Below are 22,065 nucleotides of genomic sequence, written 5' to 3' on the forward strand. Positions count from 1 at the left end.
GAAAGCGTGAAGGAGAAGACGAAAAGGTCGATCGCATTTTATTCCATGATATCCCCGTGGTTCATCGTTTTTCTGTTTCTAAGTCTGTATCCGCTATTGTACGGATTGTACCTCAGCTTTACGAACTATTATGGGTTTAACATCAAGAATCTGAAATGGATGGGCTTTGATAACTACCATAAAGTATTTACGGACTCCGACGCGATGTACTCCCTTGGCAGAACGCTTTACGTTACGGCCTTCAACGTGCCGCTGAGCGTGGCCATCGGGCTTGGACTCGCGATGCTGCTGAACAGGCAGGTACGCGGCGTAGGCGTCTACCGGACGATTTTTTATTTGCCATCCATCGTGCCGGCGCTGGCCAGCGTTATTATGTGGAAATTCATTTTCTCCAGCAACAACGGCATTCTGAACGGAATACTTCACTCGCTCGGCTTGCCGGAAGTGAACTGGCTTGGATACGGCTATGCCACGACATCACTGATCATCATGCTCCTATGGGGTGCCGGTGGCGGCGTGTTAATCAATCTGGCGGGACTTAAGGGCATTCCGCGGGATTTATACGAGGCGGCTTCCATCGACGGGGCGACGGCTTTCAAGAGAACGATCTTTTTGACGCTGCCGCTCATGACGCCGGTTATTTTCTTCAACGTCATCATGGGCATCATCGGCTCCTTGCAAATTTACATGCAGCCGATCCTGCTGAACGGAACGGAGCTGCTCGCCCGTCCGATCCAGCCCAACTACCTGTACTTCGTCCACGCCTTCCAACAAGTATTCTCGTTCCAACGGTTCGCTTACGGCATGTCGCTGCTTTGGGTTTTATTCCTGGTCATTCTGGCATTGTCTGTTATCGTCTTTACGACAAGCAAGTATTGGGTTCATTATGAAACGGATCAGGAGGGGTGACCGTGTTAACTGCAGCGAACAAACAAAAAGGATCCATACCGTTATACACGGCGCTGATTATTTGTTCCGCCATCTTCATATTTCCGATGTATCTCGCGATCGTCAACGCGTTCAGCGCCTGGAACACGACGCCGGGTCTTTTGCCGAACGGCTTTCATCCGGAAAATTTCAAATATGCGACAACCATGATGGATTTCTGGCACTTTGGCAAAAACTCCATCATCATCTGCGGAATTACGCTCTGCACCTCGACGCTGACCAGCGGCCTGGTCGGATACGCCTTCGCGCGCATCGCCGCTCCAGGGCGAAGCTTCCTGTTCATGCTCGTTCTTTCGACGATGATGGTGCCGGGAATCGTGACGCAAATTCCGACTTACATTTTGTTTCATAATTACGGCCTGCTGGATACGTTCTGGCCTTGGCTGTTCTGGGGTATCGGCGGCAACGCATTCTATATCTTCCTGTACCGTCAATTCTTCTCCTCCGTTCCAAAAGAACTCGAGGAGGCAGCACGGATAGACGGCTGCTCGATCCTTCGAACCTATTGGAATATATTCCTGCCGATGTCGCTGCCGGTTGTGGCCACTGTCGCGATCATGACGTTTCAAGGGTCGTGGGGAGACTTCATAACGCCGTTCATGTTCTTGAAACAAGACCATTATCCGCTTGCCACCGCGCTCAGCACGATCAGCTATACGGCGAACGGCACGAAGTTGGTTCTGCAGTCCGTCGCGACCGCAGCGGCCATTCTATTGATGATTCCCGTTCTGTTGACGTTCTTTTTTGGACAACGATATATTGTCGAAGGCATCGTCACGACAGGCGTTAAAGGATAACAACGCTAGTGGTGACAGGCATTTCTATCATCAACATGCAAAGCGACGTGAATCCGCTTGCCAAGACAAGGATCCAAGCCCAGTTATATCAGGGATACGGCAACAATTGAACAAAAACTAACTGGCGATGAATTCCCCTTCCAAACTACATATCGGGGATGCAGTCGCCTTTTTACCTTGGCATGCAAACGAACGAAACAGCAGGACATGCCGCAGGTCCGCCATTCAACTGAAAGGGGGGATGCTATAAGGGGTTATAAGTATGACGGATTGCCGGAATTGGCGGCAAGACGAGATCCGCTATGCAACCACATCCTTGTAACTGCAGCGAAGCGGTCGCCACAGGCCTCAGGTAACGCTTCTGTTAAGGGAACTTAAGAGCCACAGAAAGGTATGGAAAAAGAGGAGAATCCATTGCTGAAGAATGGGAGGAACATAGATGGAACTGATACGCAGATTCAGGCGGATAAATCACTCCATGGCGTTTATATTGACGTTTGCCATGGTATTATCCAGCTTCTTGGGCATGAGCTTTCAAGTAAAAACGGCAAAGGCAGAGGAACCGCCGGTCAGCGAAAGCGACCGGATCACCTCGGTTATTTCGCCGGATTACCGCTCGGAAATCAATGACGATACCATTTCTGTTGAATTTTATAACAAAATCGGGACGTCGGCAGTGGTATATTCACAGAAGCAGCCTGATGATTTGAGCACTGACAGCAACGGCACGCGAGATGTGGTCGGCCAGGTTAATTTGGTTGACGGTCATGGAACGGTCGAATTCAAAGCCTCCGAATATCCATACGGTCCGATTTCTTTGCGGATCCAAGTCTTGAAAGACGGCGCAGAAATCGATAACTGTTACTTGCAGCTTTATAATAATGCAGGCGTCAATTGGAAAACCGGACTTGACAACGCGCCTGTAAATCCGGTAACGGCGGGAATGGATGTTGCCTATACGGATGATTTCAAGACCATGCCGACGATCAACAAAACCGGCATCGGCGCCCAATACGCTTCGGCCAAGGTCGACGAGGCACGCGGCGGCATGTTCGGCTGGGCGGCCTTTGAAGATTACGACGGCCCGAACAATCCGTTTTCGATCGTCGACAACGATTTGATGAAGCTGTCGACGGTTTACCATCCGAGCGGCTATGTCCGCAACGATTACTGGAAGCAGAAAGTCAGCACCGGCTACCTGTCTTCCATGAACCAAGCGGGCGGAGGCTTCCATACGGAAGGCGGCCGCAACCAATATTTCGAAGCGAAAATGTTCTTTGGCCCGAATCCGGGCATGTGGCCGGCGTTCTGGACGCTGACAGCGAACGGCTACGTGCAGAACCCGGACATGGCGAATCAGCCGAGCGACGAGCTGGATATACTTGAAGGCTACATGGGCACACCTTCCGGTTATCAGATCGCCTGGCATCCTTGGGGCTACGACAAGGTTCCTGATTCCGGCTACGATGCGAGCAAGCTTGGCGGCGGCTTCAATGCCAATCTGGATACGCCAGCGTTCAACAATATCAATCTGGCGATGGGCTTCCACACGCTGGGCGTCTACATCACGAAGGATTGGACGTACTACTACTGCGACAACGTGGAAGTGACCCGTCACCCGACATTGCCTTACAGCTGGCAATACGGCAATTATTTTATTATTAATGCCGCTGTATCCGATCACTACGGCATCTCTCCGAACAGCAGCGACCCATTCGAGAACTTCGACGTTCCGGGCGGATTCACGCGGTACGGCAACGAAAGCGACACTTACGTGGATTGGGTGCGCGTATATCAAGATGCTCCGGACACGGTGCGCTTCGAAAGCGTCTCTTCGGTCAAGGCGCTCTCCGGCGACATTATACGCGTCAAGGTAACCCGCAATGAAACGGCCGCGAACCTGACCGGAACGTATCAGGTTGAGGCGCCGGCAGGATGGAAAATTATGAACGGCGATCAATTCGTCGACATGAACGGGGTCTATGATGCGGCGTTCGCGGCAGGAGCAAGCAGCGACACGCTGACGTTCCTCGTGTCAAACGACTACACCGAGACGTCGAATATCCGCATCACGCCGGTGTCGAGCGCGAATACTTCCTACGCTCCGCTAGTCATCAGCGCGGAGGCAACCGGCGCGGAAGGCGATCTGATCCGCGTCGACAGCAGCACGTTCCCGTACCGCAACACGAGCGGGGGCGATGCCGGTTCTTGGGCAACGTACGATCCGAGCACGAATCTCAAAAACTACTTTAATTTCGTGGACGGCGGCTGGTGGCGCGACAGCTGGAGCTGGATGTATGTGCAAGAGTCGGCTTCAACCGTCATGCAGTTCAAGTTCAACGGCACCACCATCGCGCTGGATATGCTCGAATGCGGCGAATGCGGTCAGGCCGACATTTATTTGGACGGCCAGCTGCAGCAGCGCGTCGATTCCAACGCAATTGAGAATAAGCAGGTGCGGGCATTTGAGAAGAGCGGGCTCGAAGATGGCGACCATACGCTCGAAATCCGGGGCGTGGACAGCGCGGATAAGCGCTACATCCGGATCGCCGGCTTTGAATTCCGTCACTTTGAAGATCCGAACGCGGCCAAATTCTGGAGTGAGGATACGTTCTTCAAGGCGGGACCCGGGGATGAGGTTGCGATTACAATCAATCGTAACGGAGCGGGCGGTACCCGATTCGGTACCTACAACATGACCTTCCCGTCCGACGGCTGGCTGGTGAAGCAGGGCGAAGAATGGCAAGCCGTGACGAGCCAGTCATTCTCGACCAACCATTACACAGATACGATTCAGCTTAAGGTTCCTGCCGGATACACGGGCAAGAACGGCAAGATTACCATTACGCTTACGATCAGCGACGGTTCTTACGATCCGATTCAAGTCATCGTGCAGGCGCCGGACGATCCGGAAGCCCCTGCGATTACGGGCAGCGGCGAGCTGCGTTCCGTTGATCCGAGCAGCTATCCTTACGTATCCGGAGCAGGCGCGACGAGCGGCAGCTGGAGCCAGTTCAACCACAGCTCGCAGCCGAACGATTACTTCACGTTCAACGGCGGCTGGTGGAACGACAGCTTTAGCTGGATGTATACGTCGGCAAGTCCAGGGCAAACGCTGACGTTTACGTTCGAAGGGGACGCGGCTGCGCTTTACGCCCGTTACATCGACGGAGGCAGCTCGTTCGACGTTTATCTGGACGACGTGAAGCAGGCCTCTATCAATACAAACGGCAGCAGCGGCAAGAGAAGAGTATTCAGCAAGAGCGGCCTGCCGGCCGGACAGCACGTACTCAAGCTGCAAGTGACGGGAGCAGGCGGGTCGGTGGCACTCGAAGGCTTCGAGTACGATTATATCAAGTCGGCGCAAGCCCAGACGATTCGCGTCGATTCCGCGACCTATCCGTACGTCAGCACCTCCGGCGGCACGGGCGGCAACTGGGCGAATTTCGACAAAACGACCCAGGGCAAAACCTACTTCGCCACGACAGGCGGCTGGTGGAGCGATTCCTGGGGCTGGATGTACGATAATGCCGGCAACAACGGCGATATTACCGCATTCACGTTCGACGGGACGGCCGTATCGGTCTTCATGCGCACTTATAACAAGGGCGGACTGCTTGACGTCTATCTCGACGGAACATACCAGACGACGATCGATTCCAGAAGCGATACGGAAGTATCGAACGTGAAAGCGTTCGAGAAGACCGGACTGCTCGGCGGCCAGCATAAGCTGGAGCTGAAGGTCAAAAGCGAAAGCGGCCGAGAATCCATAATCATCAGCGGATTCGAGTATGTCCACGATCCAAATGCGGCGGTAGCGAGCTTCACTGCCCCGGCGCAGATGAATGTCGTACAAGGGGATAATGCGAGCATCGTCATCAACCGCGACGAAGCGGCGCAGGAGCTGTCCGGCACGTATGACATCACGTTCCCCGGCAGCGACTGGTCGGTCGTATCCGGCGCAAGCTTCGCTGCCGGCAGCGCGAGCGACACGATCGTCGTGAGCGTACCGGATACCTATGCACTGCAAAACGGCAAAATCGTCATCGCACCGACGGTCGACGGAAACAAGCTTCCGGCGATGACGGTCTCCGTCGTAGCTCCGAAGAAGGCGCTGAACGATCTGGTTACGCTGCTTTCTCCTTCGTATCGCGCCGAGCTTGACGGGACGACGACGCTCGACTTTATCGCGCCGGGCGGCTACGCGAAGGCGGCAGGCTACACGCTGCACCAGCCGGACGTCCAGCATCCGGATGTATCCGGATACATCGTCAAGCTTGCCGAGATCGACTTGGACAGCGACGGAAAGGGCACGATTTCGTTCGATGCCGATGAGTACCCGCACGGCCCGGTTGCCGTGAAGGTGAAGGCCTGGAAGACGGACGGCACTACGAGCATCGAGGATTACTTCCAGTTCTACAATACGGGCGGAACCGACTGGAATATCGGTCTTGACAGTGCGCCGATGCCGACTCAACTGGATGGCAAAGGCATGCAGGTCACGTTCGAGGATGATTTCAAAACGATGCCTACGATTTCGAAAACGGGCATCGACGCCCAAGGCACCCGCACGACTTATATTTCACATAAGCCGGATTACAAGGACTACGGCGACGCGTTGTTTGCCAATTACGGCAGCGCCTACGATCCGTTCAAGGTCGTCGAGGATTATATGAAAATCAAGACGACGTATTATGAAGATCCGCTTCCGGCGAGCGTTGACGGTTATCAGCGGCATTTTACGACCGGCTTCCTCAGTTCCGTCGGCGACGACGGGACCGGCTTCCGCACGAAGGGCTATACGGAGCAATACCTCGAAGCCCGCTTCTTCGTCGGAGCCAATCCGCGCCAGTGGCCGGCGTTCTGGACGCTGACAGGCGTGGACAGCGCCGCGACCGACGAACTGGACATTATCGAAGCGTACCCGCCAAATGTATCGGGCTATTCGATCGCGACCCATCCATGGGGCTATGAGAACAGCAACGGCGGCGGCAAAAGCGTTAATACGGTCGAGCTGCTCGGCGGCGATGCCGGCAATATATCGATGGGCTTCCATACGTACGGCGTACTGATCACGGAAGAGTACACCTACTATTACTTCGACAATATCGAAGTGTATAAGCAGAAGACGCTTCCGCTGTCATGGCGCGAAGGCAATTATTTCATCATCAACAACGCCATGACCCAGAGCGATGCGTTCCCGCAAGGTTATGGCTTCGAGCGGTACGGCAATGAATCCGATATGTACATCGACTGGGTGCGCGTATATGAGCAGCCTCAACAAACATCGGATGTCATCTTCGATACGGCCGCTTTCAGTCCGGTGAACGTTACGCCAGGCAGCGATCTGAGCCTGGACATCAACCGGGTTACGGACGGCGCGAAGGCGCTGAGCGGAACGTACGATATCGACATGCCGGCAGGCTGGTCCATCGTCTCCGGCGGCTCATTCAGCGCGGGATCTGCGAAGGACACGCTGGTGCTGCATGTGCCGGATAATTACGCGAAGTATACCTACGACCTGAAAATCACGCCGGTAGCCGCGGCCGGGACCAGGTACAAGACGCTGACCGTGCAAACGAAAAACACGGACGACTCGCTCGGCGTCGAGGCGTATCCGGTTCTGAACGCGGCAGGCGACGGATGGGACGTCAAGGTGGCGCTCATCAACAAGCGTACGACGGGCACGCTCGCTGGCGGCTCGGTACAAATTGAAGAACCCGCCGCGCTTGCCGGCAGTTATGCATTCGGCGACATCGCGGCAGACTCTCGGCAGTTCGTCACGATCCCGGCCTCAATGCTTTCCGCCGCAAGCCGGACCAAGTTCACGTTCCATATTACGAACGGAGACGGCTACGACCGAACGATCGAGAAAGACATCAGCAGCTTGACGGCGACGCGGGTGAACGAAGACCATCCGATCGTCGTGGACGGCACTATCGTTCCCGGTCAATGGGCCGGCTCGCCAGTCATCCATCTGGGTGAAAGCCAGTCGACGTCCACCGACGGCAAGCCGTACAGTGAAAGCGACCGGTCGGCCGATCAATACGTCAAATGGGATGACAATCACCTGTATCTTGCCGTCTCGGTAAACGACGACGCGCATAGCATGGATGCGGCCGACGTGTACGGCTCCTGGGGCTCGGACAGCCTGCAGGTGTCGTTCGATCCCGAGCGTCCCGGCAGAACGGTGTCGGATGACAGCCATCCGCGTTTTATCGCATCGCTGAATGCGAATACGGGCGTTTCCGCGCTGGGCGTCGAGACGTGGGGGCCGGTCACGACCGGCAATCTGAACGATATCCAGTACAAATTCACCCGGGACGAGGTCAATCACAAAACGAACTACGTGATCGCCTTCCCGTGGAGCAGCCTTCTGACCGATGCGCGCAAGCCGGCGGCGGCGGATCTGACGGATCTCGGCATCGCCGTGCTGGTCAACGATAATGACGGGGGCGGCCGCGAAGGCTGGCTCGAATATATGAGCGGCATTGGAACCGGCAAGGATCCGACGAAGTTTGGCGATCTGATTCTGTCATCCAGCTCGTCGCTGCAGCCGCAGGAGCCTGCGGATTCCATGCATGCGACGATTGCCGGCCCGGCGGCGGCTTATGTCGGGCAGCCGGTCGATCTTAATGTCGGCGTCGCAGGCGTGGCGGATCGCTTCACGATTGCCGATCTGACCGTGAATTACGATCCGAACAAGCTGGAATTCGATACAGCGGCCGATGAGAGCGGCAAGCTCAGTCTGGCCGAAAGCGCCATCGCTTCGCTGAAAAGCGGGTTCGTCGTGCTTGGCACGGCGGTCAAACCGGAGCTTGGGCAAATCCGTATACTGATGGCCAGCGAAGGCGCCAATAACGGCGTGCAAACGGACGGCGATCTGCTGGTGCTGCACGGCAGGATCCAAACGGGCGCCGCGATCGGAACAACCGCAGTTGCGCTGTCGAACTTTACGGTCGGCGACGAAGGCGTGACCGCGGCAGTCGATACAACCGGCTCATCCGCCGGCATCGAAATCGGCAATGTCGACAAGAACGCGCTGAGCATGGCGATTGAAAGCGCACAAAGCTTGCATGACGCCGCTGTGGAAGGCACGCAGGCCGGCATGTATGCGATCGGCTCCAAAGCCGTGCTGCAGACGGCGATCGACATCGCGGCTGCCGTCAGAGACAATGTCTCGGCAACCCAACCGGACGTGAATGCGGCAGCTGCGGCGCTTGCGGGCGCGGTAGCTGAATTTAACGGCAAAATCGTTGTCGTCAACGTCGATAAGGCTGCGCTGAATGCGGCGATTGCCGACGCGCAAAGCTTGCATGACGCCGCTGTGGAAGGCACGCAGGCCGGCATGTATGTTATCGGCTCCAAAGCCGTACTGCAGACAGCGATCGACATCGCGGCCGCCGTCAGAGACAACGTCTCGGCAACCCAATCGGACGTGGATGCGGCAGCTGCAGCGCTTGCGGGCGCGGTAGCTGAATTTAACGGAAAAATTGTTGGCGTCAGCGCCGATAAGGCTGAGCTCATCACGGCGATTGCCGGCGTGCAAAGCAAGTACAATGCCGCGTTGGAAGGAACGAAGCTCGGCATGTATGCGGTCGGCTCGAAGGCCACCCTGCAAGCGGCGATCAGCAGCGCGATCGCGGTAAGGGATAGTGCCTCGGCGACCCAAAGCCAGGTGAACCAGTCCGTATCTGAATTGAACGCTGCGTTGCAAACGTTCCTGACCAAGCTGATTACGCTTGTTCCGGGCGAGACCAGCATTACGATCAAGGATCTGTCGCTCGTCGTGAAATACTTCGGCAAGAAATCAACGGATGAGGGCTGGGATTCCATTGCCGTAGCCGACTTGTTCGACAACGGCGAAATTACGATCCAGACACTTGCCGGCGTTGCCCGCATGATTCTCGACGACTGGCTTGCGCAGTAACCGGCGAATTGGCGAACCGGAGGAAGGCTTTCGAGCCTTCCTTTTGTCGAAATCCAAGCATGAACAGGCTTCGCCCTATAACCACGCTTTAATGTATTTTCCGGAATGAAACGCGCCCCGCCGTCTAAGGACAGCGATAGCCGTTTCACCTTGGTGAAACAGATAAGGAAAGGAAGTGCATTCTCAATGCCTCGCAAACTGTTTTTTGGTTTTCTCATTAGCCTGCTGCTCGGCGCTCAGGGGCTTGCGCATGCACGGGCGGCGGCGGCTCCGGTCTATGCCCTGGCGGCGAGTCCGACAGCTTCGGCCGTCGGCCAAGTCGTCCGGATTGCTCTGCAGGGGCGGGAGCTTGCCGACGTCTATGCTTTCGACGTTACGCTTAGCTACGATCCCGCCAAGCTGCGCTTCAAGGAGGCTTCAAGCAGTATCCCGGGGATGTCGACCGACCCGATTCTGAGTGCCGGCCAGGTTCGCTTCGCACATACGAAGATCGGCAAGACGGCAGGAGTTGGCGGCAGCGCGACATTGGCAACGCTTTCGTTCGAGGCGGTCGGAACAGGCGAGGCTAACGTCGCCATCAAGGAACTGAAGCTGGTCGATTCGAAGCTGAACATGACCACCCTGCAACCGGATGCCCGGTCGACGTTGAGCATCGGCGCGGCGACCGCTTTCGTCGATGTCGGAGCCAACTGGTCCTGGGCCGCGGAGGCGATCGGTTATTTAGCTGCCAAGGGCATCGTAAGCGGAACGGGCAACGGCAAGTACGAGCCCGCCCGTCCGGTGAAGCGCGGCGATCTGATGCTGATGCTCGTGCGGGCATTCGGCCTCAAGCCGCAGGCGGACGGGGGCAACTTTGCCGATGTCCCGAAAGGCAAATACTACTATGAAGCGATTGCTGCAGCCAAAGCGCTCGGCATCGCCACAGGAGATGGAGCAGGTTTCAAGCCCGAGGCGGCGGTGTCGCGGCAGGACATGATGGTGCTTATCGACCGCACGCTGCGGGCGCTCGGAAGGGAGCTTCCGCAGCCGGCCGGGTCGGATCTGGACGGCTTTGCCGATAAAGACCGTATCGCCGACTATGCCAAACTGTCCGTTGCCGCACTGGTGAAGGCGGGTATCGTGAAGGGCGGTTCCCTGGGCATCGAGCCGACTAAAGTCACGAACCGCGCCGAAACGGCGGTCATTCTTTATCGAATTCTGCTGCAGCAACCATAAATTCGGACTCCAACAGGGCCGCTCATGTCCAACCGGGACAGGGGCGGCCCTTACGGTATTCAGGCTGTTTTTGATGAAATTGCGGTATATTTCACGAAATTTCAATGTCGGACATCTGCGGCGAGTTTTGCTTCTATAGATGCCAATATGAAGTCAGAACAACAGTCATTTTGTTTAACCTGCACAAGCAGACCCTTTTCGTAAGCGTAGTTAGTCAATGGTGTTTTTCGTTGCCTTATAAATATTTTCTGCGTATTCGTCGATTTCATCTCGTGACATGCGCAACCGGTCCACTGAAGTCCCATATCCAATTTCCTGTTTCCCCTCTTCTAATCCTTTGAAAATTCCATCCGCGAAGGCATCTAAAGGTTCTCCGTGCGTATGCAGCCCCGTTCCGCCTAAATTCGTATTCACTGCCGGGGGAGCAACTTCGATAATTTCTACAGACGTATCGGAAAGTTGAAGTCTTAGACTCATGGTAAAGGAATGAAGCGCCGCTTTCGTCGCTGAATAGATCGGGGCGATCGCAAACGGCGTAAAAGCTAGCCCGGATGTGACGTTAAGGATAGTCCCCGCTTCTTTTGCTGCAAAAAATGGAGCGAACAGCATAGATAGATGGAAAGGTGCTTCAATGTTAGTTGTGATCTCTTTGCTGAAATAATTCCAATTGTTCTTCGCATCTGTTTTTAACACATTAAAGCGTTGTTGGATCCCTGCATTGTTAACTAACACATTCACTTCTGGATAATTCGCTGTTACCCAATCAAACAACGCGACACGCTCGGATTCAATATCCAAATCACTTACACGAGTAATAAGGCTAGGGAACTTTTCTTTCGCAGTTTGTAGTACATTTTCACGTCGTCCAGAGACAATGACTTTATTTCCGGCTTTTATAAAGCGCTCTGCAAAAGCTAATCCTATTCCAGAACTTCCGCCTGTAATAAGTATTGTATTTCCTGAGAGTTTCATTATAGTTCCTCTTCTCCATTATTTTCTTCACTTCATAACTAAGCGCTGTAAACCAACGATTTTGACCTGTTTCTGTGAAATAACAACGTAGGGAAATTGGGTCGAGGAGGGATGCCTACACAGAGAGGGGCTAAATTCAACCTAACTTATTGTAACGATCTAAGGAGGAAAATAACAGTGGAATCCATATTTGAATTGGAAAATAAGCTAGATGCATTATCCCAATGGGACAATGGACCGAATTGGAGGGCAGATTGCAGCGTATGGAAAATATTGATCTTGGCATTATTAATCTTGAAGATTTGGCGTACCAAATACGCATCGCCACAAAGAGTCCTTCTCAGGGTTCTTTGTGGCGATGCGTATTGATGCGTATTGGAGTACAAAGTTTCGTATCCGATGCCGATTCCTGTTAGCGTTTCGGTATGAAGGAACTACGGGTGTCGACCCCGCCGTGCCAAATTACCTTTGAGATGTGGACTGGCTGAGCCAATCCTCGAAACGCGTCGCGGTGATGCGCGGGTTTTCGCCCGGGACCAGAGATTGATCGTTCAGCGCTGCACCGAAGTATCGCGCGTTGTCGTCTGCGACCACCTGACGTGTGTCCTGCGTTGCGCTCAGGAATTGACGGACGAGTTCGTCGAGACGCATCCGTTCTGGACCAGCGACCTCAACAATGCCGTTCACTGGCGCCCCGAGTGTGAAGTCGACCAGCGCGGCAGCAACGTCATCCGAAACGATGGGCTGCACAAATACAGACGGCAAGCGAACGCTTTGCCCTTCGGTGGCTGTATAGGCGATGCTGTTGACGAACTCGAAGAACTGTGTCGCACGAACGATTGTATAGGGAATCTTTGAAGCCTTGATCAAATCTTCCTGGGCCATCTTCGCGCGGAAATAACCGCTCTGGAGAAGTCGGTCGGTGCCGACGACCGAGAGCGCAACGTGATGTCTCACTCCAGCGGCCGCTTCAGCAGCAAAGAGGTTTCGACCTGACATCTCGAAGAACTCCATAACTGCCTTGTCCTCGAACGAAGGCGAATTCGCCACGTCGACGACAACCTGGGCACCGCTAAGCGCTTCAGCCAGCCCCTCGCCAGTGATGGTGTTGACGCCCAGGGAAGGCGATGCCGCCACTACCTCATGGCCAAGGCCATGAAGGTTGTTTACGAGCTTTGTTCCAATAAGCCCACTTCCGCCAATAACCACAATTTTCATGTTGATCCTCCTAGTTAGCAGCCCGGAAGCCGGAGCTCGTGATGTTTAAATTTGTTATTGCAAGAGATTAGCTCAGTCCTGCTTTAGTTAATCCAAATGCCGCGTCAGCCGAACCCGGCACGTTCTTGAAGGCGATGTTTATGCGGTTCCAGGCATTGATCGCCATGACCGAGAAGGTCAGGTCGGAGATTTCTTTTTCAGACAACTGCTCGCGAACGCGGTTATAGACATCGTCAGGCACACCGTGCTCGGGCAGTTTGGTCAGGATCTCGGTCCATGCCAGTGCGGCCCGTTCGCGGGGAATAAAAAGAGTCGATTCCCGCCAAATCGGGAGGTGATAGAGACGAAGCTCGGTCTCGCCATGGATCTTGGCCTGTTTGACATGCATGTCCAGGCAGAATCCGCACCCATTGATTTGCGAAGCCCTGATATGAACGAGATCGAGAATCTTCTCTTCAATTGCGCTATTGTTTTCGGCGTTGCTGAATTCCATCAGCTTTTTAAAAAGCTCCGGCGATTGCTGCATATAGTTTAGACGTTGTGTCATTGAATGTACCTCTCTTTACTGTTTTAGTTTTCGTGATAAGACCAGTCTTCTTCGTGTTCTTAGCTCGTGCCAGCAGAAGTAATGAAACAATCATAGAGCCGCTGTTACATTCATGGTGCTGTCACCTCCACCCGCGTTTTTGCCATCGTACATATAACGACGCTGCGATTGATTCTGTGACAATGGAGCAGACGCTGCCAATTTGAAACCGGTCAGATTATGTTGATGCTTTACGGCGCTGCCGCAAACTGCCGATCATCCATAAAATCAAGGGAATGACAATGTAGACGAAGGGGTAAAAGTACCCGATCAGAAAAAAATTCTTAAGCGTATACGACATCCGGATATGGTGCGTGCTGTAGATCACGAACATCAGCCAGATAAAAGTTGTCAGGCAGGCGATAAGCTTCCAATTCTTGAAGCCGGTCCATTCGGATAACCCGTAGCTAAGGATGAACAAGCACACCGATAATTTAATAAAGGCGCCAAACAGCCAAAGCGGGATGAAAAAAGCATCGATATTCTGAACGAAATTGAGGATGGATACATACTTCGTGAGAGAATATACAGGAGTCACCAATTGAGCGGCCATGTTTGGCCCGACTACGAACAGAAGCACCAGTGTGGTTAGTACGCCCCATACCATAGCAACCGCCGTTCCCCACAGAATCGCACGCGAGGCGGTTTTCTTGTTCTCGGCGAAAAAGAACAGCATGAGAATGATCGAAGGATCTATCATATAGTTGAACGAATATAAAGTGCCCTTAAGAATGTGAAACCAGCCCGAGTCTGCGTAGATAGGCAAAATTCTCTTCATATCCATATCATGGGGATTCAGGAACAGCTGCGCGAATAACATAAAGACGAAAATGGGGCCAATGATCTCGGCGCAGCGGCTAATAGCCGTTATCCCCCCTCTATATACGGCATAAGTAACGAGAAACAATAAACACAGCAGGATGAGGATCATCGGTGTGTTATGGAGCATAACCAAATTTTGAAATTCTACTGTTCCTTTTGCGATGATGTTCATCTGCATGAACCAAAGGAAGAAATAAACCACGACGATTATCTTACCGAGCACGGTACCTAAGAGGTCTTTCACGAAATTTATTAACGTTTTGTCCTTATTTTGCATGCATACCCGGAGTATGATCCAGGTGGCGGCCATCATGATCAAGCCCCCAAGCAGAATGGAAATCCAGCAGTCCTGTCGGGATTCCTCCGCGGCTAACCGGATGGGAAGGTAGGAAAACACGATCATGGACGAGATACTGATCAGCCAGAACATCTGATATCCGCTTACTTTCATCCTTCGTGGCCACTCCCTGCCCTTATTCATTTTAGCGGCGCGCCGCTCACTCCGATTGAGCGTAGCTGAATATCCGCCCTGATGGTAACGTCGATTCTCTTGAAATTTTCGTCCCAGTCGTCTTTTTGCGAATTCCACCAGTAAGGGGATTTGCGATGGAGGTGCTCGCCGATGCCGAATACATCAGAACCCCATTGTTTGACTTTATCCATCGTAAGCTGGAATTCCTTTTGGAGCTGCTCGTTAACGTGCTTCTGGACCGCAATCATATTATTTACCTCGGACATGTCAAGCGGGGTCGTGTTTTCAAGAAGATAAGCTTGCGCCTTAACGGTTAATATAATGCGTGTGGGACCATTGCCGCGAACGGATTGAATCCGGCGTTTAAGATGAGTTAATCGAAATGACAAGACGCCCCTGCCGTCCTTCCATGGAATGGTTGCCCCTTGGGAAGTTCCTTTCCCCGTCATCCAGGCGGCTCCGGAGCCTTCGGCATCGTCCAGTAATCCTGTGACTTTCAGCTTCTTGTTCAAGACGGCGAAACCGGACAGCACGGCGATCGGACCCGGTTCTTTTGTACCCGTCTTGATATTTTCGATTTGGAGGATTGGCACAAGGGGCCTGATCCCTTCAGAAAGGCTGTCGATGATGAACTGCCTCGAAGAGTAGCTGTTCATCCCGTTGATCTGCAGTTCTTTTCCGGCTGCAATACTGGAGAGATGCTCCATAGGGGGCTTAAGCATAAGGAAATCCCTGGCGTGGCCTCCTTTAATCAGAATGGTAATATCTCTTAGATTGTTCGCGGGGTCCCTGTTCAATTTATCGAATAACTCGCTTACGTCGTGCTTGTTGAAATACTCTTCGCTTATTGCAATCAGGATACGATGTGTCGTCATTATTCTGCGGGATAGTTTTCTCTGGATTTTCTGAAAGGCTTCGAAAACATCCTTGCCTGTGGCCGATACGACGATGAAGTTATCCGAGCTGCCGGAGCTTCCTCCCTGGAACGGGCCGCTCTTCTGAGAGGGGATTACGATCTGATGACTGACTTCGATCCCTCCGTCGTCTGTATGATCGATCGCGGTCCCCATGACGAAAGCCAATTGATTCGGTTCGATAATATCCGTGCAGCCAGAGGACGACAATAGGAAGATGAGAGAGACGCACAACAGGAAAACGAATCGGTTCATCTCTGACGCCCTTTCTTATTCCGGCCGTTTTTGATCCAGAAGGGATAGCGGATAACCAGATCTTTAATCCGTTTGCCGTCGAAAGGGGCTACAGGGCTCAAATACGGCGTACAAAAGGATTCAAGCATGACCAGATTGATCAGCAGGAAGATAATGCCGAACGCAAAGCCGACGAAGCCGAGCAAACCGGTAATGAACAATATGAGGTAGCGGATAATGCGAAAGGGAAGGGTGGCGCTGTATCTCGGAATCGTGTAAGACGCGATACCCGTCAAGGAAATGACGATAATGATCGGCGTCGATATGATGCCGGCTTCGACTGCGGCTTGTCCAATGACCAGTGCTCCGATAATGCTGACAACCGGCCCGAGCTGATTGGGCAGATGGACGCCGGCTTCCTGCAGGGCATCGAAAATGAACATCATGATGAAAACCTCGATGAAGGTCGGAAACGGCGAGCTTTCCCTGGCTGTCGCGATACCGATCATGAGATCGCTTGGAATCATTTCCGGATGAAAGGTCGAAAGCGCGACATAGACAGCGGGCAAGGCAAATGAAATGAAGGTCATGACGTAGCGGATCAGCCGGGTCAGAATGACGAATACGAACCTCTCGAAATAGTCGTCTGCCGATTGAAGCCCTGACCAGAGGGTGACGGGAAGAATGAGGGCAAAGGGGGTTCCGTTCGTGATGAGAGCCACCTTCCCCTCCAATAATGATGCGGTCACGATATCCGGCCGCTCCGTATTCTGGATTTGCGGGAAGATGGAGAAGGAGCTGTTCTCAAGCCATTCTTCGATATAGGCGGAATCGATTACGCCATCCAACTCGATTTTCCCAAGCTTTTCTCTTACTTCCGACAATACTTTCTCATCCGCAAGTCCTTTTATGTAGGTAAGAACAACTTCGGTTTGTGTGTATTTGCCAATGGTCTGCGATTCCATTTTCAGATGAGGGTGAATAATTCTGCGCCTGATCAACGACGTGTTCGTCTGGATATTCTCGACGAAGCCTTCCTTGGAGCCGCGCAAGGTCGATTCCTTCTTCGGCTCTTCAATGCTTCGTGTCTCATAGTCTTGAATCTGAGCGATGAGCGCGGATGCTTCGCCCTCCACCAGTATCCCCAGGCTGCCCTGCAGGATATGATTAACCAGATCCTCTAGGGAATCGTCCGTTTTTACATTGGATAATGGAAGCCATTCGCGTCGGAACATCTCGGAGAGCGTCTGCAGCCGATCGATACCTTGAGGCAAACCGTTGAAAATAAGGGGCTTCAGAACGTTATCCTCTATGCTTTGCATCCGAGTCATTCCATCCAGATAAACAAGTAGAAGTACAGTTTCATCTTAACGCAGTACAATGTCATAACAATGATTGAATTGCTCTCTGAGATAGGCTTCATTCATTTCGAGACTACTGTTTATGGTGCTCATGGATGATCCTCCCAGTGGATAAATATAACTTGTTGAAAATTATGGACAAAGCGGAACGCACGTATGCAGGCTGCGGTTCACTCCTTAATCCTTCACAAGGGATACATATTAACAATAAATAGGGAAATGTTATGTTTAGCATGCTTCCGGAGGCAAAACTATCTAGCCTGCAGTTGTCACAAACTAGTCTCTTATCTCGTTTAATTATTAGGGTGAACTATGCGAAAAATTAAAGTGAGTTATAAGTCTGGTTAATAATAGGCGGAGCAGGCGGAAATAGTCTGTAGAAGCGTAAGCGTTCGCCTTCGTACCGCGAATTTAACAGCTAAAGGGTTCCAAAATCAAAAAATTCAGTGGTACAACAGCGATCGGAAGACGTTTCCGCATGCGCAGCCAGATATTTTCACAGGACTTAAGAGATGGGGAAGGAAGTGGATGGATGCAGGAGCTGTATAAGCAGTATAAAGGGCTGTTGTTTAAGCTCGCCTATCAACTGACCGGATCGGTTTCCGATGCGGAGGATGTTGTTCAGGACGTTTTTCTAAAAGCATATGATGTACCGCCGGAGAGGCTGGCTGAACCGAAAGCTTATCTTTGCAAAATGGTCACGAATCGCTGTCGGGATCTATATAAATCGGCACGAAAGAAACGGGAGGAATATTTTGGAGAGTGGCTTCCGGAGCCTTTTCTTAGTTCGGATGATGATTTTATGGAATCGGTCGTCCGCGACGATCTCTTGTCTTATGCCATGCTTGTTATGCTGGAGCGGCTCACGCCATCGGAGCGGGTAGTGTTTGTCCTCCGTGAGGCGCTTGGCTTTGATTATCACGAGATTGCCGAGCTTATTGAAAAAAGCGATGCAAATTGCCGCAAGCTGTTCAGCCGTGCGAGTGCCAAGATGGGGATTATTTCCGAAGAGCCCGTCCATCCCGAAGCGGCAACCGAGGAATGGGTTCACGGCTTCCTGGCAGCACTCAAACAGGGCAACATGAATCAAGTCTTATCTATGCTTGATCCGGACGTTGTATTTGTTTCCGATGGAGGAGGCAAAGTGCACGCCGCTGTCGATCCGATTGAAAAGCGGGATCCTGTTGCGGCTTTTCTTCTCGGTCCGGTACGCCAGGCTTCTATTATTGGAGGCGAAGCGGTTATGGATATGGGGCAAATTAATGGACAACCCGCCATTATTATTCGTTCAAGTGATGGCATTCATACGGTAGGGATGCTTCACGTCGAGGGGAATTTGATTCGCAATATATACTTTGTCCGAAATCCCGATAAACTGAAGCATGTAGGAAAATGAAGATATCTGCAATATTGCAGCTGATTCGAACAAGGTTGAAACTGGCAGCGGCAGACTGGGACTATTTCGTCCTGATCTGCCGCTGTTTTCATGTAAACGCCGCGGGCCGGCCCTTCGCTTTCATTGGTAATTGACGATGAGAACCATTATCAATTACTATGAATAGTGTAATATTCGCATAGGGATCGTTATTGGGGCGGAAAGTTGGTGGTCCCGGACGGCAGGAATAGACAGGAGCAGTGAATTTCTTATGAAGGAGACAGAACTTGACCAAGCGGTCGCCAGTTCTCTTGATAGCATATGGTTAAAGCTGAGAGGGATTGAACGGATTACCGAAAAAGCGAAGAAGATCGGGGCCGGGTCCAAACAAAACGACAATTATCTGTTTATTGCCTCAAGAGGCAGCCGCGGCGGCATCGTAATTGACGGCTGCTATTGCTCGCTGCGGCCAGGCTCGGTGTTTATTTGCTCGCCCGGGCAACGGGTGGAATGGATCGATAAAGAGCCGGATGACGGCATTTATGTGCTGCATTTTATGATGGGACAAATCCGTGAACCGTTAAAGGAAACGACGACAGGCGAAGCGAGTGTCTGCCAGGCGCTGCCGATCCGGGGCGAGTATAATATCGTGCCGGCAGCCTCCGTCCTCGATAAGTGCCAAATCATCGAGCGCGGCTGGAGCAGCGGGAGTGTGCCGGATCGTCTATACAGCGATGCCGCATTTTTTGAGCTGCTGGGCATGACCTTGAACAGTATGCTTCAGAAGGAGGTTGAAGGGCTGGGACGTGCGAGACTGGAGTTGGAAACACGTTTTACCGAAACCATTCCTGTTAATCAATTGGCTGAGCTGGCGGGGATGAGCCGTTATCATTTTATGCGTTCATTCAAAGAAAAGTATGGAAAAAGCGTCGTTGATTACGCCACCGAGCTGCGTATGAACGAGGCGAAGCGATTAATGGCAGAGAAGAACAAACTTTCGCTTCGCGCCATAGCAGATCGGGCAGGCTATCATAACGCCACCTATTTCAGCCGCCTGTTCAAGAAACAGGTGGGCCTTGCACCTGTTGTTTATTTGCGGAACCGGGCCTGGAAAGTCGCCGCTTACAGCTGGGCCAATATCGGTCAATTGCTTCCCCTGCAAATTATTCCGCACGCGGCGCCGATTGACCAGTACTGGAATGATTATTACCGGAAAAAATATCAAGCCGATGTCACGGTTCTTCTAAGCCACGATTACGAATTCAACCGGGAGGCGCTGCGCCGCTCCCCCCCGGACTGCATTGTTGCACTGGACTACAATATGCCGGCAGGGGAGAGGAAGAAGCTCGAGGAAATTGCCCCTGTACTGCTTATTCCCTGGGAAGGGACGGATTGGCGCGGGCATTTGCGGGTTGCTGCGGATTTTACGAACAAAGCGAGCGAAGCAGAGAGCTGGATTTCCCAATACGATGAGAGGGCAGAAAGGGCCAGACAGGCGATACCCGCTGTCTTAAGGGAGCGGGATACCCTTGTTCTGAAGGTGTCGGGCAGTCAATTATTGATCGTAGGCCGCCGCGCCGGGACCGTCCTTTATGATGATCTGCATTTCAGGGTTCCCCTGCCGCTAAAAAAAGGCAACAGCTGGCTGCGCGCGATTACGGTAATAGAATTGGGAGCGTATGCGCCGGCGAATATAGTGATTAGTGTAAACGGCGATGCGGTATCGCAGGCTACGTGGATGGATTTGCGGCAGACAGATGTGTGGCGCTGTCTGCCAGCCGTAAGCGGGAATGCGGTGTTCCATCTGCCAGGCTTTCCGTGGTTTGAGTTTCCGTGGGGGGAATATTCCGCGTTTAGCCACGGGCGAATGCTGGCGGAAATGGCATCCGGCGCTTTGAGGGAAATAATGGGGTGAGCAAAAGCTTAAAGCTTGATGCTTGAAGCTTGAAGAAGCCAATTGGACGTATGGGACGAAGCTGCTGCTGGACTGACCGGCAGTTGCACAATTGTGCGATTTGGGATGACAAAGTAAGCACGGGCGTTTATTCACAAACAGGTGAAGATGATCTATACTTTATTTGATAATGATTATCAATATCAAATAAAGGGGATTATTGAATTGAGAACAGGAAACCGCCAGAGCAACATCAAGATATGGAATAGTCGGTGGAAGGCTGCATACGGTTCAATTCTGCTGCTCATGCTTGCTGTTATGCTGGCCGCTTGCGGAAGCGGCAATACCAATCAAACATCAGGCGGACAGCCCTCTTCCGGGACAAGCGGGGCTCAGGAGCAGACAGGCAGCGCTGCGCCAGCGGAATCCGCTGCGGCAGTGGACAAGCCTGCAGAGAGTGCGCTCAAGACGGTTCAGCATGTTTACGGGGAGTCGGAAATTCCGTCACACCCTGAACGCATTGTAAGCATCGGACTGGAGGACATGCTGCTGTCGCTGGAGGTGCCCTTGGTGCAGGCGAATGGCATGGAAGGGTATTATTTATCCGAGCAGCTGCAAAAGCAGAACATTCCGGTTATTTATGCTGGCGGAGCGCTTAATTACGAAGCCATATTGGCTGCTCAGCCGGATTTGATTATCGCTGCCAATGGTTTTGCCGATCAGGCCGCATACGAGAAGCTTTCCCAAATCGCGCCTACAATTGCCTATGACCGCGATCAATGGAAAATCTCTATCGTGGAAATTGACAAAGCGCTTGACCGGGATGACAAAGCGAAAGCGGTCATTCAAGCGTATGATGACAAATTAAAGCAGGCGCGGGAAACGATTGTACAAGCCGTCGGAGCGGACAAGACGGTTGCGCTGGTTCGGCCTTCGGAGAAGGAGGCACAGCTGTTCTTTCCGGATTTTGCATACGGAAGCGTGCTGTATAATGACATGGGCTTGGATCCGGCGTCCAGCGTCGTGGACCTTCAGAAAACAACGAAGGATACATGGGGCATCTCATTGTCGCTGGAGAAGCTGCCCGAGTTGACGGCCGATTATTTATTCATCACCGCAGGAGGGTCTTTGTCTTTGGCGGACGACTTTCAAAAGGCGATGGATACCATAACGGAAGTGGAGAATCTGCAGGTCTGGAAAGCGATTCCTGCCGTGAAGCAAAACCATGTGTACAAATTATCCGCGAGATACTGGATGCTCAGCGGTCCTATCGCCGACAGCATGAAAATCGACGATGTGACAGCCGCGATCAGGGGCAAGCAATAAC

The 22,065-nt window shown here is 52.7% G+C and carries 12 protein-coding genes and 1 pseudogene; 7 read left to right on the forward strand and 6 right to left on the reverse strand.

The annotated features are described in order from the left end of the window. Window positions 1–6 precede the first annotated feature (6 nt). From AC0YNV_RS17880 to AC0YNV_RS17895, 4 genes are all read left to right on the forward strand, one after another. Window positions 7–909, forward strand: coding sequence for a carbohydrate ABC transporter permease (locus AC0YNV_RS17880; protein ID WP_210037303.1), 903 nt, complete (start codon window positions 7–9; stop codon window positions 907–909). Window positions 910–911: 2 nt separating this feature from the next. Continuing rightward, window positions 912–1,745, forward strand: a complete 834-nt coding sequence (locus tag AC0YNV_RS17885) for a carbohydrate ABC transporter permease (RefSeq protein ID WP_210037304.1) — start codon at window positions 912–914, stop codon at window positions 1,743–1,745. A 439-nt stretch (window positions 1,746–2,184) separates the two neighbouring features. Continuing rightward, window positions 2,185–9,675 carry a sugar-binding protein gene (locus AC0YNV_RS17890; protein WP_475769242.1) on the forward strand — a complete coding sequence of 2,497 codons (7,491 nt, stop codon included), beginning with the start codon at window positions 2,185–2,187 and terminating at the stop codon, window positions 9,673–9,675. Between the two features lie 186 nt (window positions 9,676–9,861). Further along, window positions 9,862–10,890 carry an S-layer homology domain-containing protein gene (locus AC0YNV_RS17895; RefSeq protein ID WP_475769243.1) on the forward strand — a complete coding sequence of 343 codons (1,029 nt, stop codon included), beginning with the start codon at window positions 9,862–9,864 and terminating at the stop codon, window positions 10,888–10,890. Window positions 10,891–11,100: 210 nt separating this feature from the next. Here AC0YNV_RS17895 and AC0YNV_RS17900 read toward each other — a convergent pair whose 3' ends face one another. The 6 genes and pseudogenes from AC0YNV_RS17900 to AC0YNV_RS17925 form a co-directional block, all read right to left on the reverse strand. Next, a complete protein-coding gene (locus tag AC0YNV_RS17900; RefSeq protein ID WP_475769244.1) occupies window positions 11,101–11,862 on the reverse strand; it encodes an SDR family oxidoreductase in 762 nt (253 codons plus the stop codon). A 462-nt stretch (window positions 11,863–12,324) separates the two neighbouring features. Next, the gene (locus AC0YNV_RS17905) at window positions 12,325–13,080 is read right to left on the reverse strand and encodes an SDR family oxidoreductase (RefSeq protein WP_475769245.1); all 756 of its coding nucleotides are present in this window, start codon (window positions 13,078–13,080) and stop codon (window positions 12,325–12,327) included. Window positions 13,081–13,147: 67 nt separating this feature from the next. Continuing rightward, window positions 13,148–13,627, reverse strand: coding sequence for a carboxymuconolactone decarboxylase family protein (locus AC0YNV_RS17910; protein WP_475769246.1), 480 nt, complete (start codon window positions 13,625–13,627; stop codon window positions 13,148–13,150). 217 nt (window positions 13,628–13,844) lie between these two features. Further along, window positions 13,845–14,939 carry a GerAB/ArcD/ProY family transporter gene (locus AC0YNV_RS17915; protein ID WP_475769247.1) on the reverse strand — a complete coding sequence of 365 codons (1,095 nt, stop codon included), beginning with the start codon at window positions 14,937–14,939 and terminating at the stop codon, window positions 13,845–13,847. 26 nt (window positions 14,940–14,965) lie between these two features. Beyond that, window positions 14,966–16,129 (reverse strand): Ger(x)C family spore germination protein, encoded by a 1,164-nt coding sequence (locus AC0YNV_RS17920; RefSeq protein WP_475769248.1) that lies wholly within the window; start codon window positions 16,127–16,129, stop codon window positions 14,966–14,968. Then, window positions 16,126–17,451: pseudogene (locus AC0YNV_RS17925) on the reverse strand (spore germination protein); the annotation flags it as partial. The gene AC0YNV_RS17920 and the pseudogene AC0YNV_RS17925, both read right to left, overlap by 4 nt. Before the next feature lie 550 nt (window positions 17,452–18,001). Here AC0YNV_RS17925 and sigJ point away from each other — a divergent pair. From sigJ to AC0YNV_RS17940, 3 genes are all read left to right on the forward strand, one after another. Beyond that, on the forward strand, window positions 18,002–18,865 hold the full coding sequence (gene sigJ, locus AC0YNV_RS17930) for an RNA polymerase sigma factor SigJ (RefSeq protein ID WP_475769249.1): 864 nt from the start codon (window positions 18,002–18,004) through the stop codon (window positions 18,863–18,865). Between the two features lie 250 nt (window positions 18,866–19,115). Continuing rightward, window positions 19,116–20,759, forward strand: coding sequence for an AraC family transcriptional regulator (locus AC0YNV_RS17935; protein WP_475769250.1), 1,644 nt, complete (start codon window positions 19,116–19,118; stop codon window positions 20,757–20,759). A gap of 204 nt (window positions 20,760–20,963) precedes the next feature. Continuing rightward, window positions 20,964–22,064 (forward strand): ABC transporter substrate-binding protein, encoded by a 1,101-nt coding sequence (locus AC0YNV_RS17940; RefSeq protein ID WP_475769251.1) that lies wholly within the window; start codon window positions 20,964–20,966, stop codon window positions 22,062–22,064. Window position 22,065 lies beyond the last annotated feature (1 nt).

The organism is Paenibacillus sp. JT31N11, from assembly GCF_056269285.1.